Origin of the sequence: Streptomyces tendae (genome assembly GCF_008632955.1) — a bacterium.
In the GTDB taxonomy this organism is placed as follows: domain Bacteria; phylum Actinomycetota; class Actinomycetes; order Streptomycetales; family Streptomycetaceae; genus Streptomyces.
In genome coordinates, this window is the sequence record NZ_CP043959.1 from 4,957,878 (window position 1) to 4,978,542 (window position 20,665).

General features: G+C 74.8%; 20 protein-coding genes and 1 pseudogene. 6 read left to right on the forward strand and 15 right to left on the reverse strand.

Features of this window, described 5'->3' with window-relative positions; translation table 11 throughout:
• The first annotated feature begins 16 nt into the window (after positions 1-16).
• The gene (locus F3L20_RS22840) at positions 17-883 is read left to right on the forward strand and encodes an acyl-CoA thioesterase (RefSeq protein ID WP_150155958.1); all 867 of its coding nucleotides are present in this window, start codon (positions 17-19) and stop codon (positions 881-883) included.
• 25 nt (positions 884-908) lie between these two features.
• On the opposite strand, the gene F3L20_RS22845 is transcribed toward F3L20_RS22840, so the two are convergent.
• On the reverse strand, positions 909-1,979 hold the full coding sequence (locus F3L20_RS22845) for a DUF6397 family protein (protein WP_150155959.1): 1,071 nt from the start codon (positions 1,977-1,979) through the stop codon (positions 909-911).
• Positions 1,980-2,108: 129 nt separating this feature from the next.
• On the reverse strand, positions 2,109-2,510 hold the full coding sequence (locus tag F3L20_RS22850) for a roadblock/LC7 domain-containing protein (RefSeq protein ID WP_145826014.1): 402 nt from the start codon (positions 2,508-2,510) through the stop codon (positions 2,109-2,111).
• 115 nt (positions 2,511-2,625) lie between these two features.
• On the opposite strand from F3L20_RS22850, the gene F3L20_RS22855 reads away from it, so the two are divergent.
• The gene (locus tag F3L20_RS22855) at positions 2,626-3,054 is read left to right on the forward strand and encodes a PPOX class F420-dependent oxidoreductase (RefSeq protein WP_145826015.1); all 429 of its coding nucleotides are present in this window, start codon (positions 2,626-2,628) and stop codon (positions 3,052-3,054) included.
• Positions 3,055-3,101: 47 nt separating this feature from the next.
• Here the strand turns inward: F3L20_RS22855 and F3L20_RS22860 are convergent, their stop codons facing one another.
• The 5 genes from F3L20_RS22860 to F3L20_RS22880 form a co-directional block, all read right to left on the reverse strand.
• Positions 3,102-3,707 (reverse strand): GTP-binding protein, encoded by a 606-nt coding sequence (locus F3L20_RS22860; RefSeq protein ID WP_150155960.1) that lies wholly within the window; start codon positions 3,705-3,707, stop codon positions 3,102-3,104.
• A gap of 107 nt (positions 3,708-3,814) precedes the next feature.
• Complete coding sequence (locus F3L20_RS22865) at positions 3,815-4,156, reverse strand: DUF742 domain-containing protein (RefSeq protein WP_150157471.1); 342 nt, start codon at positions 4,154-4,156, stop codon at positions 3,815-3,817.
• Between the two features lie 445 nt (positions 4,157-4,601).
• A complete protein-coding gene (locus F3L20_RS22870; RefSeq protein ID WP_145826017.1) occupies positions 4,602-5,039 on the reverse strand; it encodes a roadblock/LC7 domain-containing protein in 438 nt (145 codons plus the stop codon).
• Entirely contained in the window at positions 5,036-7,594 is a 2,559-nt protein-coding gene (locus F3L20_RS22875; RefSeq protein ID WP_150155961.1) for a sensor histidine kinase, read from the reverse strand. Before F3L20_RS22875 ends, F3L20_RS22870 begins: the two co-directional genes overlap by 4 nt.
• A gap of 56 nt (positions 7,595-7,650) precedes the next feature.
• On the reverse strand, positions 7,651-8,424 hold the full coding sequence (locus tag F3L20_RS22880) for an MHYT domain-containing protein (protein WP_150155962.1): 774 nt from the start codon (positions 8,422-8,424) through the stop codon (positions 7,651-7,653).
• Positions 8,425-8,573: 149 nt separating this feature from the next.
• Here F3L20_RS22880 and F3L20_RS22885 point away from each other — a divergent pair, with 149 nt between their 5' ends.
• Entirely contained in the window at positions 8,574-9,173 is a 600-nt protein-coding gene (locus tag F3L20_RS22885; RefSeq protein ID WP_150155963.1) for a class I SAM-dependent methyltransferase, read from the forward strand.
• A gap of 274 nt (positions 9,174-9,447) precedes the next feature.
• The gene (locus F3L20_RS22890; RefSeq protein WP_150155964.1) at positions 9,448-10,299 is read left to right on the forward strand and encodes a hypothetical protein; all 852 of its coding nucleotides are present in this window, start codon (positions 9,448-9,450) and stop codon (positions 10,297-10,299) included.
• A gap of 202 nt (positions 10,300-10,501) precedes the next feature.
• On the opposite strand, the gene F3L20_RS22895 is transcribed toward F3L20_RS22890, so the two are convergent.
• From F3L20_RS22895 to xylA, 3 genes are all read right to left on the reverse strand, one after another.
• Complete coding sequence (locus F3L20_RS22895) at positions 10,502-10,684, reverse strand: hypothetical protein (RefSeq protein ID WP_093552045.1); 183 nt, start codon at positions 10,682-10,684, stop codon at positions 10,502-10,504.
• A 228-nt stretch (positions 10,685-10,912) separates the two neighbouring features.
• On the reverse strand, positions 10,913-11,401 hold the full coding sequence (locus F3L20_RS22900) for a hypothetical protein (protein ID WP_240810740.1): 489 nt from the start codon (positions 11,399-11,401) through the stop codon (positions 10,913-10,915).
• Positions 11,402-11,735: 334 nt separating this feature from the next.
• Positions 11,736-12,902 carry a xylose isomerase gene (xylA, locus tag F3L20_RS22905; protein ID WP_145826022.1) on the reverse strand — a complete coding sequence of 389 codons (1,167 nt, stop codon included), beginning with the start codon at positions 12,900-12,902 and terminating at the stop codon, positions 11,736-11,738.
• Positions 12,903-13,016: 114 nt separating this feature from the next.
• Between xylA and xylB the strand changes: the two genes are divergently transcribed.
• Together xylB and F3L20_RS22915 are read left to right on the forward strand one after the other, a co-directional pair.
• A complete protein-coding gene (gene xylB, locus F3L20_RS22910) occupies positions 13,017-14,462 on the forward strand; it encodes a xylulokinase (RefSeq protein ID WP_150155965.1) in 1,446 nt (481 codons plus the stop codon).
• Positions 14,463-14,587: 125 nt separating this feature from the next.
• Complete coding sequence (locus tag F3L20_RS22915) at positions 14,588-15,796, forward strand: ROK family transcriptional regulator (protein ID WP_150155966.1); 1,209 nt, start codon at positions 14,588-14,590, stop codon at positions 15,794-15,796.
• Positions 15,797-16,023: 227 nt separating this feature from the next.
• Here F3L20_RS22915 and F3L20_RS22920 read toward each other — a convergent pair whose 3' ends face one another.
• From F3L20_RS22920 to F3L20_RS22940, 5 genes and pseudogenes are all read right to left on the reverse strand, one after another.
• Positions 16,024-16,218, reverse strand: a complete 195-nt coding sequence (locus tag F3L20_RS22920) for a hypothetical protein (protein ID WP_024884948.1) — start codon at positions 16,216-16,218, stop codon at positions 16,024-16,026.
• Between the two features lie 102 nt (positions 16,219-16,320).
• Positions 16,321-17,174 (reverse strand): annotated as a pseudogene (locus F3L20_RS22925) (phosphatidylinositol-specific phospholipase C/glycerophosphodiester phosphodiesterase family protein).
• Between the two features lie 175 nt (positions 17,175-17,349).
• Complete coding sequence (locus F3L20_RS22930; RefSeq protein ID WP_150155967.1) at positions 17,350-18,426, reverse strand: acyl-CoA dehydrogenase family protein; 1,077 nt, start codon at positions 18,424-18,426, stop codon at positions 17,350-17,352.
• Positions 18,423-19,604 carry an acyl-CoA dehydrogenase family protein gene (locus F3L20_RS22935; protein ID WP_150155968.1) on the reverse strand — a complete coding sequence of 394 codons (1,182 nt, stop codon included), beginning with the start codon at positions 19,602-19,604 and terminating at the stop codon, positions 18,423-18,425. The genes F3L20_RS22930 and F3L20_RS22935 overlap by 4 nt, the downstream gene beginning before the upstream one ends.
• On the reverse strand, positions 19,601-20,578 hold the full coding sequence (locus F3L20_RS22940) for an NADPH:quinone oxidoreductase family protein (protein ID WP_150155969.1): 978 nt from the start codon (positions 20,576-20,578) through the stop codon (positions 19,601-19,603). Before F3L20_RS22940 ends, F3L20_RS22935 begins: the two co-directional genes overlap by 4 nt.
• Between the last annotated feature and the right edge of the window lie 87 nt (positions 20,579-20,665).

Sequence of the window (20,665 nt, forward strand, 5' to 3'; positions counted from 1 at the left end):
GAGGAGAAGCGCGCCCATGACGAATCCCGCCGAGAGCCTCGTCGCCCTGCTGGACCTGGAACAGATCGAGGTCGACATCTTCCGCGGCCGCAGCCCGCAGGAGTCCCTCCAGCGGGTCTTCGGCGGGCAGGTGGCCGGCCAGGCGCTGGTCGCCGCCGGCCGCACCACCGACGGCGACCGTCCGGTGCACTCGCTGCACGCGTACTTCCTGCGCCCGGGCCGGCCCGGGGTGCCGATCGTGTACCAGGTGGAGCGCGTGCGGGACGGCAGGTCGTTCACCACCCGCCGGGTCACCGCCGTGCAGCAGGGCCGCACCATCTTCAATTTGACCGCCTCCTTCCACAAGCCTGAACAGGGGAGCTTCGAGCACCAGTTGCCGCCGGCCCGTGAGGTGCCGGACCCCGAGTCGCTGCCGACGGTCGCGGACGAGATCCGTGAGCACCTGGGCGCGCTGCCGGAGCAGTTGGAGCGGATGGCGCGCCGCCAGCCCTTCGACATCCGCTACGTCGACCGGCTGCGCTGGAAGCCCGACGAGGTCGAGGGCGTGGAGCCGCGCAGCGCGGTGTGGATGCGCGCGGTCGGTCCGCTCGGGGACGACCCGCTGGTGCACACCTGCGCGCTGACCTACGCCAGCGACATGACGCTGCTGGACGCGGTGCGGATTCCGGTGGAGCCGCTGTGGGGTCCGCGCGGGTTCGACATGGCGTCGCTGGACCACGCGATGTGGTTCCACCGGCCGTTCCGGGCGGACGAGTGGTTCCTGTACGACCAGGAGTCACCGATCGCCACGGGTGGCCGCGGTCTGGCCCGCGGCCGGATCTACGACCGGGAGGGCCGGATGCTGGTGTCCGTCGTCCAGGAGGGGCTGTTCCGGGCGCTCTGAGTCACGGGACGCCCTGGGCCGTGGCTCATCGCGCGCCGCGGGTCACCCCGGTTCGTCGGCGCCAACGGCCGAGCAGGCCGCGGCACCTCCCCCACCCGGCGCCGGTCGGGGCCTCCAGACGGGCCGGGGCCTCCTGCACCGCCGCTGTTCCGCGCCGTACCGGGGCAGTGGCGGGGACGGTGACCCGTGCCGTGCGGTGGGCGCGTACGGGGCGGTGGGCGGCTGCGGGGCGTCGGGCCGCGGGCCGGTGAGGGGCCGGCCGGGGGGCCGGGCGATGCGCACGCGCCTCGTCCGTCAGCCGGGCCAGGTCGGCGCGCAGCCAGTCGATCTCGTCCGCGTCCTGGGCCGTCATGAGGTCCGCTCTCAGCAGCGCGGCCGGTGAGTCGGGGCTTCCGCCCCCGGGCGGCCGTCGGCGGAACCCGTTGAGGTAGGAGCGGTCGTAGGGGTCCTGCACCACCTCCGTCACCCGCAGCGGGTCGAGGAAGGAGGCCACGGCCCCCGCGCGGGCCCAGGGGTCGTCGGACTCGCGGAGCAGGAAACCCAGGTGCCGGCTGCGCCAGTTGCGCGGACGCAGGTCGATCCCGGAGTCCAGCAGACCCCGCAGGCCCTCGGGCGTACGCCCGGTGCGCAGTGGCGTGTTCTTTTCGTCGTCGCCGAACAGCCGCAGCTCGTCGGCGAGATAGAGCCAGGCGACGGCCCGGTAGCGGTTCAGGTAGAACGTCACGGGCACCAGCAGGCCGAGCCGCGCCAGACGGGTGAACCGGGACTTGGGTACGTCGAGGAGGTCCGCGCCCTCCGCCGTCCCCACGGCGTGCACGCTGCGGCGGAGGGTCTCGGGAAAGCCCGGTCCGGCACGGAGCCGTTCGATCTCCGCGTCGGCGACCCTCCGCTCCCCGGCGTCCCGTCCGGGCGCCGTGCGGATGCGGCCGAGCCGGACGGCGAGGTCGAACTCGGTGCGTCTCAGGCCGAGTTCGCGGGCCGCGCGGCTTGTCGGGACCCAGGTGCCCTCCGCCGGAACGGGCTCGGCGGCCGTGCCACGTACCGCGTCGAGTGCCGTGACCTGTCGCGGCGTGGCAGTCGTCTGCTGTCGGGACATGTGCGTCTCCCCCGTGAGTGCGGGCGGCCGGCGCCGGTTGCGCCCGCCTGCCCGAAAAGACGGTAGCCGTTTCGTCACTCACCGTGGCGAGCCTGTGGACAACTCCCGTCGCGACGACGAAGGCGCAGGTCAGACGCCCGTCCCCGGCCGTCGGGTGTCGACGTCCAGGTTCTCGCCGACCCGGTTGACGAGCAGCGTCATCTCGTAGGCGATGTGCCCGATGTCCGCCTCGGCGCCGCTGAGCACGCACAGGCAACTGCCGCTTCCGGCTGCGGTGACGAACAGCACCGCGTCGTCGAACTCGATCATCGTCTGGCGCACCCCGCCCGCCCCGAAGTGCCGCCCCGACCCCTTGGCGAGGCTGTGGAGTCCGGACGACACCGCGGCCAGGTGCTCGGCGTCCTCGCGGCGCAGCCCGGTGCTCGCCCCCGTCACCAGCCCGTCGTTGGACAGAATCAGCGCGTGCCGCACGTGTTCGACGCGTTGGGTCAGGTCGTCCAGCAGCCAGTCGAGTCCCTGGTTCTGCCCCATGTCGTGTGTCTCCCCCTGTTGTCCCCGTGTGTACCCCGTATGGCGTCCCTCCGACGGGAGGGTCCCTGCGCCAGCCTTCCCCACGACCGCGCCCCGGGCAAGGAAGATGAGAGCCATGGGACACAAGATGACCGAGGAAGAGTGGCGGGAGTTCGTCTCGTACGGGACCCGTACCGCCAAACTGGCCACCGTCCGGGCCGACGGCCGCCCGCACCTGGCGCCGATCTGGTTCGTGCTCGACGGGAACGACGTGGTGTTCAACACCGGCGCGCGGACTGTGAAGGGCCGCAACCTGGCCCGGGACGGGCGGATCGCCCTCTGTGTCGACGACGATCGGCCGCCCTTCGCCTACGTGGTGCTGGAGGGCCGCGCGCGGCTGTCGGAGGATCCCGGCGAGCTGCGGCACTGGGCCGCCCGGATCGGCGCGCGGTACATGGGCGAGGAGCGCGCCGAGGAGTTCGGGGCGCGCAACGGCGTGCCGGGTGAGCTTCTGGTCCGGGTGTCGGTCGACAAGGTCCTGGCGGAGAAAGGCGTGGCGGACTGACAGCGTCCGGCGGGTCCCGCCGTCGACCCGCCGGACCGACCGAGCCGTCACCCCACCGAGTCGAGCAGCCGGGCGGTGTGCATGCGCCCCGCGTACTCGACGAGCCGGATCAGCACCTCCTTGCCCGAGTCGCGTTCGCGGGCGTCGCACAGCACCACCGGGGTCCCCCGGTCGAGGTCGAGCGCGCGGCACACGTCGTCCGCGTCGTGCTGCCGGGCGCCCGCGAAGCAGTTGACGGCGACCACGAACGGGATCTTCCGGTGCTCGAAGTAGTCCACCGCGGGGAAGCAGTCCTCCAGGCGGCGGGTGTCGGCGAGGACCACGGCGCCCAGGGCACCCTGCGCCAATTCGTCCCACAGGAACCAGAACCGGTCCTGGCCGGGAGTGCCGAAGAGGTACAGGGAGAGCCCGGAGCGGATGGTGATGCGGCCGAAGTCCATGGCGACGGTCGTGGTGACCTTGCGGTCGACGCCCTCGGTGTCGTCCACCGTCCGCCCGGCCTCGCTGAGCAGTTCCTCGGTGCGCAGCGGACGGATCTCGCTGACCGCGCCCACCAGCGTGGTCTTCCCCACGCCGAATCCGCCGGCGACCAGGATCTTCAGCGCCAGCGCGGTCGTCTCGCCGGCGGGGGCGTCGGGGTGTTCAGGGACCATCGTTCGCTTCTCTCGTGAGGGCCGGCCACAGGGCGCCGGGGACGGGGAGTGGCCGCGGGCCCGGGCGGGCCGGGGCACGGCATCCGGTGGTGAGGAGGGGTGCTCGGCTACAGCGCCCGCAGGCCCGCGATCACCTCGCGGAGCACCCGCTCGTCGGGCAGGTGCGCGGGCGGTACGGGCCGGCTGACGGTGACCCGTCCGCGTTCCAGCAGATCGCCGAGGAGGACCCGGACCACGCCGACGGGCAGGTCGGCGCCGGCCGCGAGTTCGGCGACGGACTGCGTCTCGGGGCGGCACAGGTCGATCAGGGCGCGGTGCTCCGGGCCGAGCGTGGGGTCACCGGCGGCCGGCGCGGCCGGATCCAGAGCGACGAGGGCGATCAGATCGAAGCGCGCGCCGGAGGGGCCGGGTGCGGTGCGCCCTCCGGTCACGGCATAGGGCCGGACCAGCGGACCGGCCTCGTGGTCGTACCACTGACTGCCCGGCTCGCGCGGGGCGCCCGCATGGGATTCCGGCTCGTGCGGGGCGCCCGCATGGTTGCCCGGCTCGCGCGGGGTCCCCGCATAGCTGCCCGGCTCGTGCGGGGTCCCCGCATAGCTGCCCGGCTCGCGCGGGGTCCCCGCCCAGTCCGGCTCGTATGGAGCGCCCGTCCAGTCCGGCTCGTGCGGGACGCCCGCACGGCCGCCCGGCGCCCACGCGATCCGCGTCGGGCTGCCCGGCTCGTACGGGGCACCCGCAGGACCGCCCGGCTCGCGCCGGATGCCCGTCCAACTGCCCGGTTCGCGAGGGAAGCCCGCATGGGGCCCCGGTTCGCGAGGAGTGCCCGCATGGGGCCCCGGCTCGTGCGGGGTGCCCGTCGTGTCCTCGGTCACCTGCTCGGACCGCTTCCTCGTCTCATCCCGCGGCCGGCGGCCGGACGCCGACGCGCGGGGCGGTGTCCAGGTGCTCGCCCACGCGCCGGACCAGCCGTGCCATCTCGTAGGCCACCAGGCCGATGTCGGCGGTCACGGACGTCAGCACCGCGAGGCAGGACCCTTCCCCCGCGGCGGCCACGAACAGGAAGCCGTCGTCCATCTCGACCATGGTCTGTCGCACGCCACCCGCGCCGAAGTGCCGGCCCGCGCCCTTGGCGAGGCTGTGGAAGCCGGAGGCGACCGCGGCGAGGTGCTCGGCGTCCTCACGTCCGAGACCGTGGGAGGCACCCATGGCGAGTCCGTCGCCGGACAGCACCACGGCATGGCGCACGTCGCCGACGCGGAGCACCAGGTCGTCGAGCAGCCAGTCGAGTTCGCCGGAGCGCCGACCGGCGCCGGTGCGGGGTTCCTGGATCATGCGGGGTCTCCTTCTGTGCTGGGCCGCGCCGTGCCGCGGGCGGTGCCGGCCGGCCGGCCTCCTCCGCGGGTCCAGCCGTCGCGGTAGGCGGTCATGCGGTCCCGTACGCGTTCGGGGGTGCGGTCGTCCGGGCCGTCGTGCCGTACGGGCGGCGGCGGTTCGGGGCGGCCGTCCCGGAGCTGGGGGGCCAGGCTGGCCTGGCGCACGCGGCGGGGCAGGTCGCCGGAGCCGGCCGGCTCCTCGGGGCGGTGCAGGCGCAAGGTGGCGGCTCCCGGGGGGCGGTGGGTGACGGTGCCGTCGTCCGCGGGCCCGGGGTGGGTACCGGGCCGGCGGAGGGCGGCGTGGTCGGGCGGGTCCGCGACGGGGGCCACCAAGGCGCGCCTGCCGTCCCGGGCGGAGACGGCCGGGGCGGGAACGGTCCGGCGCTGCCGGACGCCGTCGGGCACGCGCGGGTCCGGGTGCCCCGCGAGGGGTTCCGCGGCCGGTGTGCCGGGGCGTTCCTGCGCGGCCCGGTCGTCGAGCAGTGCGGTGGGGAGCAGGACGACCGCTGTCGTGCCGCCGTAGGGCGACGTCTTCAGATGCACCTTGATGTCGTGCCGCGCGGCGAGTCTGCTGACCACGAAGAGGCCGAGCCGGTCGCTGTCGAACAGGTCGAGCGCCTCGGACTCGGCGATGCGGCGGTTGGCCTCGGCGAGGGCGTCCTTGCCCATGCCGAGGCCCCGGTCCTCGACCTCGACGGCGTAGCCGTTGCCGACGGGTTCGCCGGAGACGCGCACCCGGGTGTGGGGCGGCGAGAACTGGGCCGCGTTCTCGATGATCTCGGCGAGGAGGTGGGTGAGGTCGGCGACGGCCGCGCCGGCGACGGACGTCTCGGCGAGCTGCCGCACCTCCACGCGCGCGTAGTCCTCGACCTCGGAGACGGCCGCGCGCACCACGTCGGTCAGCGGCACGGGCTTGCGCCAGGCGCGGCCGGGGGCTGCGCCCGACAGGATGATCAGGCTCTCCGCATGGCGCCGCATGCGCGTGGTGAGGTGGTCGAGGCGGAACAGGTCGCTCAGCTCGCCCGGGTCCTCGGAGCGGCGTTCCATGCCGTCCAGGAGGCTCAGCTGACGGTGCACCAGGACCTGGCTGCGGCGGGCGAGGTTGACGAAGACGCCGCTGATGCCGCCGGCCAGTTCGGCGCGCTCCACGGCGGCCCGCAGGGCGGCGCGGTGCACGGTGCCGAGGGCCTCGGCGACCTGTCCGGTCTCGTCCTGCGCGGGCGGTCCGGGCGGTGCCTCGGCGTGGATGTCGACCTCGCCGCCGGAGCGCAGGGTGCGCATCGCCTCGGGGAGTTTGCGGTGGGCGATGTCCAGGGCGTCGTCGCGCAGGCCGACCAGTTCGACCACCAGGCCGCGTCCGATGCGGACCGAGATGACCAGGGAGGCCGCGGCGGCGAGGAGGCCGAAGAGCACGGCGGCGCCGGCCGGTCCGATCAGCCCGCGCTCGACCGGGTCGGCGCGGTCGGCGACCGACGTCCCCGCCTGACGCCCGACCGTCCGCATGTCCTCCCGCACCCGGGCGTGCGCGCCGTCCCAGGTGCTCTCCGGTACGGCCTCGGCCGCCCGCGCTCCCGGGACGGCCGCGAGGATCTTGTCCTCCGCCGTGTAGAGGACGGCGTAGGAACGGCCGTCGGCGAGCGCGCTCCACGTGGCGCCGGCCGCCCGGGGCAGGTCGGGCGCGGCGGAGGTGGTGAGCGTACGGCGCAGTTCAACGGCCCCGGTGAACAGCCGCAGCCGCTCCCCGGCGAGGCTGCCGTGCAGCCGGGCGGCGGCCAGGATCGCGTCCTCCTGCGCAAGGGCCTCCTCCGCCCGGGAGAACTCGAGCAGTACGCGCGCGTCGGAGCCGAGTTCGGCGTCCTGGATGCCGGTGAGGGCACCACCCACACCGAAGGCCGCAGCGATGGTGCCGGTGTAGCGGTCGTACGTCTGCGCCCATCCCGCGCGTCCTTCACGGACCGCCGCGCGCAGGGGACGCAGGCGCTCGGCGGCGGTGACGAAGGCGTCGAGCCGGTCGGCCACGTCGCCGGGCAGTGCCTGGCCGTCGGCGACGGTGCGGTCCTCGCCGAGCCGCAGGGCGGCCACGGCCCGGTCGGTGCTCCGGGCGAGGCGGGTGAGCTCCGTGTCCCCGACGGCCGCGGTGTCGGAGGCGCGGCGGACGGCGGCGGCCCGCTCCGCCTGGAGGGCGACGACCGCGGCGGCGACCGGGGTGCGGACGGCGTCGTCGGCGCGCTGCACCTGGCGCAGCCGGGAGACGTCCTGGGCGGTGGTCACGGTGGCGTACCCCCACAGGGCGAGCAGCGAGACGACCGGCACCATGAGCAGGCAGATGATCTTGGCACGGACGGTCCGGGGGCCGCTCGGTCCGCGCCCGGACGCCACGCCCGCCGGGCCCGGGTCCGTCGCGGACGGCGGGCCCTCGTCGGCCGGTGGTCCGGCGTGCGCGCGCCGGCCGCGCACGGGAGGCGGGGGCGGCGCCTCGGTACGGGCGGTCGGGGTCCTCCGGGGTGTGCGCATGGACTCCTCGCTCGGAACGGCGGGCCGGACGGGTGGCGGGCGCCGCGGGGGCACGGTCAGGGGGTGGTGTGCTCGACCGGTCGCGGGGCGGAGGCGGGGGGATGGCGTTCCCCGGCCGCAGGGGACAGCGCCACGAAGGCGGAGGTGATGAAGAGGTAGGCGCCGAGGCCGACCGCGAGCGGGAACACGAACGACATCGCTCCGGCGCCGGACAGGGGGTCGCCGGAGGGCGTGACGCGCACACTCACGGCGAACATCCCCGTGTAGTGCATGCTGCTGACGGCGGCGCCCATGATCAGGGAGGCGACGGTGACCGCCGCCGGGGAGCGGATGGCGAGCGCTGCCCAGAGCGCTGCCGTGGCGGCGACGACGGCGATGAGGACGGACAGGGCGACCCGCGCGGGGTCGTAGCCGACCTCGCCGTGCAGCCGCACGGCGGCCATGCCCAGGTAGTGCATGCCGGCGACGCCGAGTCCGGTGGTGAGCCCGCCGAGGAGCAGGGCCCGGACCCGACCGGGGTGGTGGCCGACGGCGAACACACCGGCGCAGACGAACAGCATGGCGACGACCAGGCTCACGAGGGTGAGCGGCACGTCGTAGCGGATGTCGGTGCCGCTCACGCCGAAGCCGAGCATGGCCGTGAAGTGCATGGTCCAGATGCCGGTGCCGATCGCCGAGGCGGCGGTGAGGAGCCAGTTGCGCCGCGCGCGGCCGGTGGCGGCGAGCGCGCGGACGGTGCAGCGCAGTCCGAGGGCGGCGCCGACACAGGCCATCGCGTACGACAGCACGGGGGTGAGCCACCCCAGGGTGGCGTGGTCCAGGTGTCCCATGACCCGGGGACGCTAGGGGGCGCGGGAGCGCGGAGGGGGCGCGTTTCGAAAGCGGCGCAAAGATGACGCACCGGTGCCGGGGTACGACCGCATCACGGTCGAACGTGTGCACAAGGTGTCGCCGGTTCCGGTGAGGAATCATGCGGTGCATGAGCGACGACCACACACACGTGCAGGAGTTCTTCACCCCCCGCGCCGCCGGCTGGGACCGCAGATTTCCCGACGACGGCCCGGCCTACGCCGCCGCGGTCGCCGAGCTCGGGCTGCGCGAGGGCGGCCGGGTCCTGGACGCGGGCTGCGGCACGGGACGGGCGCTGCCCGCCCTGCGCGCGGCCGTCGGTCCGTCCGGGGTGGTGCTGGGCGCCGATCTCACCCCGGCGATGCTGCGGGAGGCGGCGCGGGCGGGGCGGGACGTGGACGGCGCGCTGCTGCTGACGGACGTCGCGGCGCTCCCGTTGCGCTCGTCCTCGCTGGACGCCGTGTTCGCGGCGGGGCTGATCGCGCATCTGCCGCGCCCGGCCGAGAACCTGCGGGAGATCGCGCGTGTGGTGCGCCCCGGCGGGGTGCTCGCCCTGTTCCATCCGATCGGCCGGGCCGCGCTCGCCGCGCGTCAGGGCCGCGAGCTCACACCGGACGACCTGCGCGCCGAACCGAACCTGCGCGCGCTGCTGTCGGAGGCAGGCTGGCGCATGACCTCGTACGTCGACGAGGACACCCGGTTCCTGGCACTGGCGGTGCTCGCGGACTGAGCGCGCCGGTCCCGCCGAGTGGCGTCTCTTGTGCGCGCCTGGTGGCGGTGGCGTCTTGCGCGCGCTGGTGGTGGCGGCGTCTTGCGCCGTCTGGTGGCGGCGATGCTTCAGTCCGTGAGGGTGCGGTGAGGCGCGGCAACGGCATGCCGGACGTGGTCGATTCGCCCCCTCCGGCCGGAAACCTGCAGCTCCGGGCACGGCTGCGGGGTCGTGACAAGGACCTGAGGGTCGGCATAGGGTGCGCGCCGACGGACGAACCGATGGGGAGGCTGGGATGGCCCGGACGGACGAGGAAGCCGTCGCCGCCGCCGACGACGCGCTTTACGTGCTGACGGCGGCGCTGCTGACGCCCGCGAAGTTCCCGAGCGTGCTGGGCGACGACTACCCGGAGGCGTGCGCGGCGCTCGGCCTCGCTCCGTCGGCCGACGGTTACGGGCTGGTACTCGGCCAGGACGGGGAAGGCGCCCGGTGGACCGTGGTCGTCGACGACGTCTCGCTGGTCGCCGTGGCGATCGCCTCCTGGGACTGCGGCATGGAGCACGACCTGTCGCCGGACGAGCGCAGCGTCGTCGCCGCGCTGCCCGGCTGGCCCCTCGCGGTGGCCGTGGCCGCCCCGAACGTGCCCGCGCCGCACGACCCCGGCCCGGACATGGCGCACATGCCCCCGCTGACGCCGCCCGACGGAGAGGTCTGGGGTCCGGCCCAGCGGCGGCTGGGCGCGGACGAGATCGCGCTGCAGTGGGCGACGTGGCGGGAGCAGGTCGACGACTCGGCGTTCCCGACGCCCGGTACCGCCTCCGAGGCCGGCGACGGCGCCGCGGACGGTCAGGACGGCGAGGCTTCGGGGACAGCGGGCGGGCACAGCGGTGTCCGCCGGGTGCTGGCCGAGGCCCGCGCCTACGTCGACTCACCGCCGCCGCTGGGCCGGGTCCGCTCCTCCTTCGCACCGGGCGGTGCGCGCACCCTGCGCGCCGACGGACCCGGCTGGTCGCTGGTCGCGAGGACGGACGACATCGCCTTCGTCCTGCTCGACGACGAGCCCGGCGAGGTCCTGCCGGTGGGCAGGGGTCCGGAACTGCCGGGTCTCCTGGAGGCACTGGACCAGATGGCCGTACGGCCGCTGTGACCGATTCGTTCGCCCGGGCGGCATGTCGCCCGGGCGAACGAGGGGACGAGCGGCGCCCAGGTCCTCAAGGCGCCGCCTGGGCGCCGGACGCGCACTGACCTCGCGGGCCGGGGGCCGTCGGCCGTCCGGGCCCGAGCGCACGCGTCCCCCGCCGCCACCGCCCTCGCGCCGACGGGCGTGCGTCAGTACGCGGGGCCGCGTCTCAGCGGCCCAGCTCCTTTCGTGTGGTCCTCCGCAGCCGCTGCCGCTGCGAGGGGTCCAGGGCGAGGTAGGCGGCCGCAGGGACTCCCAGGATGATCAGAAGCGCGGCCCACCAGGGCAGCCAGATCAGCAGGATGAGCCCGGCCGCCACACCTCCCGCGGCGATCTTGGCGTTCTTCGACATGTGCGTCGCCTCCTTCGCGGCCACTGCCGCTCTCTGATCTGAAAACGGGCCCGCGTCGGCGGCGGTTCCGGACCGCCACCCTGAGACGTCCCTGAGATGCGCCCCTTAAGGTCTCCGCACCGTCTCCGCCTGAAGCGGGTCCCGGCACAGGTGCACGGCGACCACCGCGACCACCTCCATGGTGACCCACCTCACACCACGGGGGTACCCACCGGACACGGCGGAACCTCAGGACGGTTCCGCGCCCAGGGCCGGCAGCAGTGACGCGAGGCCGCTCGGCAGGTCGAAGGGCAGGTCGCTCGGGAGCCCGGAGGGCAGCTCGGTGGGGAATCCCGAGGGGAATCCCGAAGGGAAGTCGGAGGGCAGCTCCGTGGGGAACCCCGAGGGCAGCAGACCGGTCGGGAACTCCGACGGAAGGTCCAGCGAGGGGAGACCGGTGTCCGTGGCAGTCTCGGAGGGCTCCCGGTCCGGCCCGTCGTCGTCCGACGTCGTGAGCACGACGATGGAGACGATCAGGGCCGCCACGATCACGGCGAGCAGCACGATCAGCAGCTTGCGCCGGCCAGGGCCGCGTCCCGGGCCGCCGTCGTGGCCGTCGGGCGGGCCGGACGTCGGTCCTTCGCCGTGGGAGGGCGGGCCGAAGCCGCCACCGGGAGGCGGCGGTGCGTCGTCCGGCGGGCCGGGCGGCTTCTGGGGCGGTACGGGGGGCGTGGCCATGCACACCATGGTCGCCGTGGCCCCGGTCCCGCGCGAGGAGACGGCGGGGAAACCGCCCGCCAGTCGTGGCACGCGTACCCGGAACGCCACACTCCCCGCGCCGAGGGCGCGCCCCGCGCGAACCGGACGCGGGAGACGAGTGAGCGCACGTGCGGGTGCGCCCGTGTCCGCCACGGCCGGGCCGTGCAACTGGCCGTACACCCGCCCCCGCCCTCAACCTTCCTCCCAGACACCGCAGCGCCGCGCCCCCGGTGCCTGAGAGCACGGGAGCGCGGCGCTGCGGTGACAGTCACCCGGGGCCGCCCCGATGGGGTGAATCCCGGCCGCCGGGGCTTCAGCCCCGCGCGCCCAGCAGGTGGTCCATCGCCAGCTGGTCGAGGCGCTCGAAGGCCATGCCGCGGGCGGCGGCTGCCTCGGGGTCGAACTCCTCGAAGGCGGACCGGTCGTCGAGCAGCGCCTGGAGGCCGTCGCCGGCGGTCGGCTGGGCGAGCTCGTCCAGACGGGCCGCGCGCAGCGCCTCCTGGACCTCCGGGTCGGCGCGGAAGGCGGCCGCGCGCTCCTTGAGGATCAGGTAGTTGCGCATGCAGCCGGCCGCCGAGGCCCACACGCCGTCGAAGTCCTCGGTCCGCGGCGGCTTGAAGTCGAAGTGACGCGGGCCCTCGTACCCGGCCGTCTCCAGCAGGTCCACCAGCCAGAACGCGGCACGCAGGTCGCCCGCGCCGAAGCGGAGGTCCTGGTCGTACTTGATGCCGGACTGGCCGTTGAGGTCGATGTGGAACAGCTTGCCCGCCCACAGGGCCTGCGCGATGCCGTGCGGGAAGTTCAGGCCGGCCATCTGCTCGTGGCCGACCTCCGGGTTCACGCCGTACAGCTCCGGGCGCTCGAGGCGCTCGATGAACGCCAGGGCGTGGCCGATGGTCGGGAGGAGAATGTCGCCGCGCGGCTCGTTCGGCTTGGGCTCGATGGCGAAGCGGAGGTCGTAGCCCTGGGAGGTGACGTACTCGCCGAGGAGGTCGAAGGCCTCCTTCATCCGGTCGAGGGCGACCCGGACGTCCTTGGCGGCGCCGGACTCGGCGCCCTCACGGCCGCCCCACGCGACGTAGGTCTGCGCGCCGAGCTCGGCCGCGAGGTCGATGTTGCGGATGGTCTTGCGCAGCGCGTAACGGCGCACGTCACGGTCGTTGGCGGTGAAGCCGCCGTCCTTGAACACCGGGTGGGTGAACAGGTTGGTGGTCGCCATCGGGACCTTCATGCCGGTCTCGTCCAGCGCCTGGCGGAAGCGCTTGATGTGCTCGGCGCGCTCGCTGTCGCTCGCGCCGAAGGGGATGAGGTCGTCGTCGTGGAAGGTCACGCCGTGGGCGCCGAGCTCGGCGAGGCGGCGGACGGACTCGGCCGGGTCGAGGGCGGCGCGCGTGGCGTCGCCGAAGGGGTCCCGTCCCTGCCAGCCGACGGTCCACAGGCCGAAGGTGAACTTGTCCTCGGGGGTGGGCTGGTAGCTCATGCCGCGGCTCCTTGCTCGCTGAGACTATTTCGTCATGGCGGTTTACAAATTAGTATGCAGGAGCATTTCTGGGAAGAGACACACCCCGCCGGGGCGCGGAAGAGGGAGAGACCGATGTCAGCAGCCGAGGGTCCGCTCGTCGTCGGCGTGGACACATCCACCCAGTCCACCAAGGCCCTGGTCGTCGATGTGACGACCGGCAGGGTCGTCGCGAGCGGCCAGGCGCCGCACACGGTGACCTCCGGCGCGGGACGGGAGAGCGATCCGCGCCAGTGGTGGGACGCACTGACCGAGGCATTGCGGCAGTGCGGCGAGGCCGCGCACGAGGCCGCGGCCGTGTCGATCGGCGGTCAGCAGCACGGCCTGGTCACCCTGGACGAGCACGGCGAGCCGGTCCGCCCGGCGCTGCTGTGGAACGACGTGCGGTCCGCCCCCCAGGCGAGCCGGCTGGTGGAGGAGCTGGGCGGCGCCAAGGCCTGGGCCGAGCGCACCGGCAGCCTGCCCACCGCGTCCTTCACGGTCACCAAGTGGGCCTGGCTGGCGGAGCACGAGCCGGACGCGGTGCGCGCCACCAAGGCGGTGCGGCTCCCCCACGACTATCTGACCGAGCGGCTCACCGGGCAGGGCACCACCGACCGCGGTGACGTCTCGGGCACCGGCTGGTGGGCGTCCGCCTCGGAGGCGTACGACGAGGAGATCCTGGCGCACGTGGGGCTCGACCCGGCGCTGCTGCCGCGGGTGGTGCGTCCGGGCGAGGTGGCCGGCACCGTGCGCGACGGGCACGACCTGCCGTTCTCCAAGGGCACGCTGGTGGCGTGCGGCACGGGCGACAACGCCGCAGCCGCGCTGGGCCTCGGGGTGCGTCCCGGTACGCCCGTGATGAGTCTCGGCACCTCGGGCACCGTGTACGCGGTGTCGGAACACCGGCCCACCGATCCGACCGGCACGGTGGCGGGCTTCGCCGACGCGCGCGGCGACTGGCTGCCGCTGGCCTGCACCCTCAACTGCACGCTCGCCGTGGACCGGGTCGCCGCCCTGCTCGGCCTGGACCGCGAGGCCGTCGAGCCGGGCCGCGACGTCACGCTGCTGCCCTTCCTGGACGGCGAACGCACCCCCAACCTCCCCCACTCGTCGGGCCTGTTGCACGGCCTGCGGCACGACACCACCGGCGGCCAGCTGCTCCAGGCCGCCTACGACGGCGCCGTGTACTCCCTGCTGGCCGCCCTCGACCTCGTCCTCGACCAGGACGCCGACCCCTCGGCCCCGCTGCTGCTGATCGGCGGCGGCGCCCGCGGCACGGCCTGGCAGCAGACCGTACGGCGGCTGTCCGGGCGTCCCGTGCAGGTGCCGGAGGCCAAGGAGCTGGTCGCGCTCGGCGCGGCGGCCCAGGCGGCCGGCCTGCTCACCGGGGAGGACCCGGCCGCGGTCGCCCGCCGCTGGAACACGGCGGCCGGTCCGGTGCTGGACGCGGTGGAGCGGGACGAGGAGACCCTGTCCCGGCTGGCCGGGGTACTCTCCGACGCGGCCCCGCTGCTGGAGCGCGGCACGGACAACGGCTGACGCGCCGCCGGCCGCCGCGGGCGGCCGGTTCCGCTCCACCGGCGACCGCCCCACGGCGGCCCCGCGCCGGCCGCCGTGGACGTCCGCCGGGCGCGGGCGCCCCAGAACCGAGGAATGACGGAGGAATGAGCGCACCGCTGCACAAGACCCGTCCCGCAGGTCAGGGGCGTGCCCTGCCCGACACCCAGCAGGGCATGCGCCGCCGCAACCTCTCGCGGGTGATGCACACCGTCCGGGCCGAGGGGCCGCTGTCACGGGCCGCCGTCGCCTCCCGCATCGGCCTGACCCGCGCGGCGGTGTCCACGCTGGTCGACGAGCTCATCCGCACAGGCCTGCTGGAGGAACTGGGCCCCGAGCGGCCCGGACGCGTCGGCCGTCCCGGGTCGGCCCTGGCGGTGAGCGGGCGGGGCCCCGCAGGCATCGGCGCCGAGGTCGGCGTCGACCACCTCGCGGTGTGCGCGGTCGATCTGCGCGGGGAGGTCCGCGCCCGGGCGGTCCGGCACGTGCCGAACCGGGACCGCTCCCCCGAGCCCGTGCTAGCGGAACTCACCGAGCTGATCCACCGGGTGGTGGCGGAGGCGGAGGGCGAGGGCCTGTGGCCGGCCGGACTCGCGGTCGCCGTCCCCGGCCTGGTGGCACGCGACGCCCGGACCGTCGTCCGCGCGCCCAACCTCGGGTGGCTCGACACGGACCTCGGCGCGCTGCTCCCGGCGACGCTTCCGCTCACCGTGGCCAACGAGGCCAACTTCGGCGCGCTGGCCGAGCTGTGGCTGGGCGAGGACACCCCGCGTGACTTCCTGCACGTCTCGGCCGAGATCGGTATCGGTGCTGCGGTCGTCGTGGACGGGCGCGTGCTGCACGGCAACCGGGGTTTCGCGGGCGAGCTCGGCCATGTGCCGGTGTGGCCCGAGGGTCCCGCCTGCGCGTGCGGCGGCCGGGGCTGCCTGGAGCAGTACGCCGGCGAGGAGGCGGTGCTGCGCGCGGCCGGACTCGAGCCCAGCGAGGACCGGGTGGGTCTGCTCGCGGGCCGCGCCGAACAGGGCGACGCCGCCGTACGGCGGGCCCTGCACGACGCGGGCACGGCGCTCGGCATCGCCCTGACCGGGGCGGCCAATCTGCTGGACCCCGAGAGCGTGGTGCTGGGCGGCGCGCTGTCCGGGCTGTCGCCCTGGCTGCTGCCGTCCCTGCGCTCCGAGCTGGCCCGGCGCACCGCGGGGCCGGCCTGCCCGGTGTCGGTGTCCGCGCTCGGCCCCCAGGGCCCCCTGCTGGGGGCCGCGCACTCGGTCGTACGGGGCGTCCTGGACGACCCGGCGGCGGTGGCGGAACGGGTCTGATCGTAGGCGTGCGGGGCGGTCACGACTGACCTCCGGCCGGGCCGGCCGCTCCAGGAGCGAGCACCACCGCGGCCCGGCGGGGGCCGGTCGCGCAGTTCCCCGCGCCCCTGGAGGGCGGCGGTCGGACCGCACCACCACACCACCCGCCGCCCTCCTCACCGCATCCGCCCGGCGCAGGCGCCGTTACGCGGCCAACTCCTGGCCATGAAACGGCCCTTCGGCCGGTCTCACGGGCTCAGGCTGCCGACGATGTCGGCGGTCGCCGTGAGGCCGCTGTGGATCGTGGGCGCGATACTCGTGCTGGCCAGGTAGAACCCCAACAGCAGGCACACCAGGGCGTGGGAGATCTTCAGCCCACCGTTACGCAGGAAGATCACCGCCAGGACCGAGAGCAGCAGCACCACAGAGATGGAAATGGCCATCGTCAACCTCCTCCGCCACACCTGTTTCGCGGCGTTCGGCCGCAAGTGTGGCGTAGCGGAGGGTTCGTCCGGGCGGCTGACCTGTCCTCCGAACGTGTGGTGTCACGCCTTCCTGTGGGCGTCGAGGAATGCTTCGAGTCCCGCCAGGTCGTCGGTGTTGAGGTGGTCGACGTCCGCCGCGACCAGTTCGCCCCAGAGCGCGTCGCGGGCCGGGCCGGGCAGGTCCGGGGTGGCCCAGAAGCGCACCCGTTGGCCGCGGGTGTGGGCGGTGCGCACCAGGGCGCGCAGTTTCCGGCGCTCGGCGTCGGGGAAGGCGCCGACGCCCTGCCAGGTGAAATGGAGCGTCCAGTTGTCGCTGATCAGCGGCGCGAAGGAGGCCGGCGCGGGGCCGCCGAGGTCGGTGAGCCTGCCGTCGTAGAAGGCGTGGCGGACCCGCTGGGCCTCCATGGGCGCGCGGGCGGCGCGGTCACCGGAAACGACGGCGGTGACCGGCCCGGTCCGCACCCTGCCGTGCGCGTAGGTGGTGAACAGGCCGTTGTAGCGGCGCAGTCGGCGGTCGAGTTCGGCGTAGGCGGACGCGCCCTCGGTCTTGAGGTCGATCAGGAGCTGGAGCGACCCGCGGTCGCCGCGGTACACCGTGCCGCGGTTGGCGCGGACGCGGGCGGCGAGCGGGTCCAGATCAGGGTGCGCGCGGGGTCGAGGTCCTCGGGGTCGTGGGCGACGAGGAGCCGGCCGCCGACGAGGTGGACGTCCGCCTCGACGCTGCCGAAGCGGTGGTCGAGGGCGTCGAACAGGGGGCGGGGGTGCTCGTAGTCGTTGTGCGCGTGGGCGCGCCACAACGGGCGGGGCCGGTGCGGGGGTTGGCCGGCCGACGCGTGGGCCGCGGGGAGGACGGCCGGGCTCGCGAGGGCGACGCCGAGGGCGGTGAGGGCTCTGCGACGGGTGGTGAGGGCCATGCTCTGCCTCCCTGAAGTGCCGTACGGGATCCCAGTGAGTATGGGGTCCCGCGGCGCGCAAGAAGCAGGGGCGTGCGAGGAGTTGGCCGGTTCGCCGTCGCCCGTTCACCTCGGGGCGCGTACGTCGGCGGCCCGCCCCTCGGGGGCGGGCCGCCGGTGTCCGTGGTGTGGGCGGTCAGGGCGCGGGCAGCTCTGCCGGCCCGGCCAGCGCCTCGCGGTGGGCGCCCGCCGTGCCGAGGGCGATCGAGTCGGCCTTGGCGCGCTTGAGGTGCAGGTGCGCCGGGTGTTCCCAGGTCATGCCGATGCCGCCGTGCAGTTGCACCGCCTCCTCGGTGGCGCGGACGGCGACAGGGGCGGCGTAGGCCTGCGCCACGGCGACCGTCACGTCCGTGTCCTCACCGGTCGCGAGGGCGTCGGCGGCGGCCCGTGCGGCGGCGCGGAGGCTGACGGTCTCCAGCCACACCTGGGCGAGCCGGTGCTTGAGCGCCTGGAACCCGCCGACGGGGCGGTTGAACTGCTTGCGGTCCTTGAGGTACCGGACCGTTTCGGTCAACGCCCACTCGGCGACGCCGAGTTGTTCCGAGGCGAGCAGTCCGGCACCGGCCCGCAGGGCCCGGCGTACGGCCGGTCCGGCGTCGCCCAGGCGGCGGCCCGGGGCGCCGTCGAGGGTGACGCGGGCGAGGGGCCGGGTGAGGTCGAGGGACGTCTGCGGAACGACGGTGACCGCGTCGGCCGTCACCGCGTACAGCCCGCTGTCGTCCGCCGGCACCAGCAAAACGTCGGCGACGGCGGCGTCGGCGATGCCGGCCAGTTCCCCGTGCAGGGCGCCACCGTCCGCGCGGACGGTGGCGAACGCGGCGCCGGGGGCCTTGTGCAGCCCGACGGCGAGGGCGCCGATCCGCCGCCCGGACGCCAGGTCCGCGAGCAGGTCGTCGCCGTCGGCGCAGGCCAGCAGCGCCTCGGTGGCCACCACGGCGCTCGTCAGGTACGGCACCGGTGCGACCGCGCGTCCCAGCTCCTCCAGGACCACGGCGGCTTCACGGTGGGTGGCGCCCTGACCTCCCCTGTCCTCGGGCACCAGCAGGCCGGCGAGTCCCATGCCGTCGGCGAGCGCCTTCCACAGGGACAGGTCGTGCGGGGCGTCCGTCTCGATCCGGGCGAGCACGGACGCGGCGTCGCAGTGGTCGGTGAGCAGGTCCCGGACGGCGGCGCGCAGCGCCTCTTCCTCCTCCGAGTACAGAAGATCGCTCATCGGGCGAGGTCCTTCCAGGCGACGTCCTTGTCGGTGCGCGGCTCGGCGGGCAGGCCCAGGACGCGCTCGGCGACGATGTTCAGCAGGACCTCGCTGGTCCCGCCCTCGATGCTGTTGCCCTTGGAGCGCAGGTAGCGGTAGCCGGCGTCCCGGCCGGTGAAGTCGACCAGTTCCGGGCGGCGCATGGTCCAGTCGTCGTACAGCAGCCCTTCCTCGCCGCGCAGTTCGACCTCCAGGCCGCTGATCTCCTGGTTGAGGCGGGCGAAGGCGAGCTTCATGCCGGCGCCCTCGGGGCCGGGCTGTCCGGCGACGAGCTGCTGGCGCAGGCGTTCGCCGGTGAGCCGGGCGACCTCCGCCTCGACCCACAGCCTGAGCAGCCGCTGGTGCAGATCGTGGGTGCGCAGCTCGGGGCGTTCGCGCCAGGTCTTCGCGACCGGGCCGATCATGCCGCCCTCGCGGGGCAGCCGCATGCCGCCGATGGCGACGCGCTCGTTGTTCAGGGTGGTCTGCGCGACCCGCCACCCGTCGCCGGTCCCGCCGAGCCGGTGGGCGTCGGGGATGCGGACGCCGGTGAGGAAGACCTCGTTGAACTCTGCCTCACCGGTGATCTGGCGCAGCGGCCGCACCTCGACGCCGGGGTCGGTCATGTCGCACACGAAGTAGGTGATGCCCCGGTGCTTGGGCACGTCCGGGTCGGTGCGCGCGATGAGGATGGCCCAGCGGGCGACGTGGGCGCTGGACGTCCACACCTTCTGCCCGTCGACCACCCAGGTGTCGCCCTCGCGGACGGCGCGGGTGCCGAGCGCGGCCAGGTCCGAGCCGGCGCCGGGCTCGCTGAAGAGCTGGCACCAGACCTCCTCGCCGGTCCACAGGGGCCGCAGGAAGCGCGCCTTCTGCTCGTCGGTGCCGTACTGGAGGATCGTCGGGGCGGCCATGCCCAGGCCGATGCCGATCCGGCGCGGGTCGTTGTCGGGGGCTCCGGCGGCCGCCAGTTCGGCGTCGACGAGGGCCTGGAGCGACCGCGGGAGGCCGAGTCCGCCGAGTCCTTCCGGGAAGTGCACCCAGGCGAGTCCGGCGTCGAACCGGGCGCGCAGGAAGTCCAGGCGCTCGGTCTCGGCGGGCGGGTGCGCGGCCAGCAACGCGGCGGTGCGGCGGCGCAGTTCGTCGGCGTCGGTCATGCGGCGGCTCCGTTCTCCCCGGTGGGCAGCACGGCGACACGTCCGGTGGTGACGCCGTCGGCGACGCGCTGCACGGCGTCGGCGGCCCCGGGGAGCAGCACGCGCTCGCTCACCAGCGGCTTGATCGCGCCCCGGGCGGCGAGGTCGGTGAGCTGCTCGTGGCAGTGCTGGACCAGCTTGGGGTTCCTGGTGTTGTACAGGCCCCAGTGCAGGCCGAGGATCGCGTAGTTCTTGATCAGGGCGTGGTTGAGGGCTGGGCTCGGGACGGAGCCGCTGGCGAAGCCGAGGACCACGATGCGGCCCTCGAAGGCGACGGTCTTCGCGGACTGGGTGTAGGCCTCGCCGCCGACAGGGTCGAAGACCACGTCCGCGCCGCGGCCGCCGGTGGCCTCCTTGACCGCGGCGACGACGTCCTGCTCGCGCCGGTCGATCACCACGTCGCAGCCCAGCTCGCGGGCCACGGCCGCCTTCGCGGCGCCGCCGGCCACGCCGATGACGGTGGCACCGGCCGCCTTGCCGAGCTGCACGGCGGCGCTGCCGACCCCGCCCGCGGCGGCGTGCACCAGCAGGGTCTCGCCGGCCTCGAGGCGGGCCCGCCGGTGCAGGGCGAACCAGCCCGTCTGGTAGCCGATGTGCAGGGCCGCGGCCTCGGCGTCGTCCAGGGTGTCCGGCGCGGGCAGCAGGGCGGCGGAGTCCGCGAGGGCGTACTCGGCGAAACCGCCGTGCGGCAGGGCCGGGTTGGCGATCACCCGGCGCCCGTCCTCGGTCTCGCCGCAGATCTCCACACCCGGGGTGAAGGGCAGCGGCGGCCGGACCTGGTACTGGCCCCGGCACATCAGCGCGTCCGGGAAGTTGATGTTGGCGGCGCGCACCCGGAGCAGCACCTGCCCCTCCCCGGGAGTCGGCCGTTCGACGTCGGCGAGGCGCATCACCTCGCCCGGCTCGCCGAGTTCGTGCACTTGCCATGCCTGCATGCGGGGCCTCCACGGAACGGTGAACGTCGTCTTCGCTGACCGGGTCCCCGCATACTAAGCGGTCGCTTGCCTCAAGGGAACCGTCCC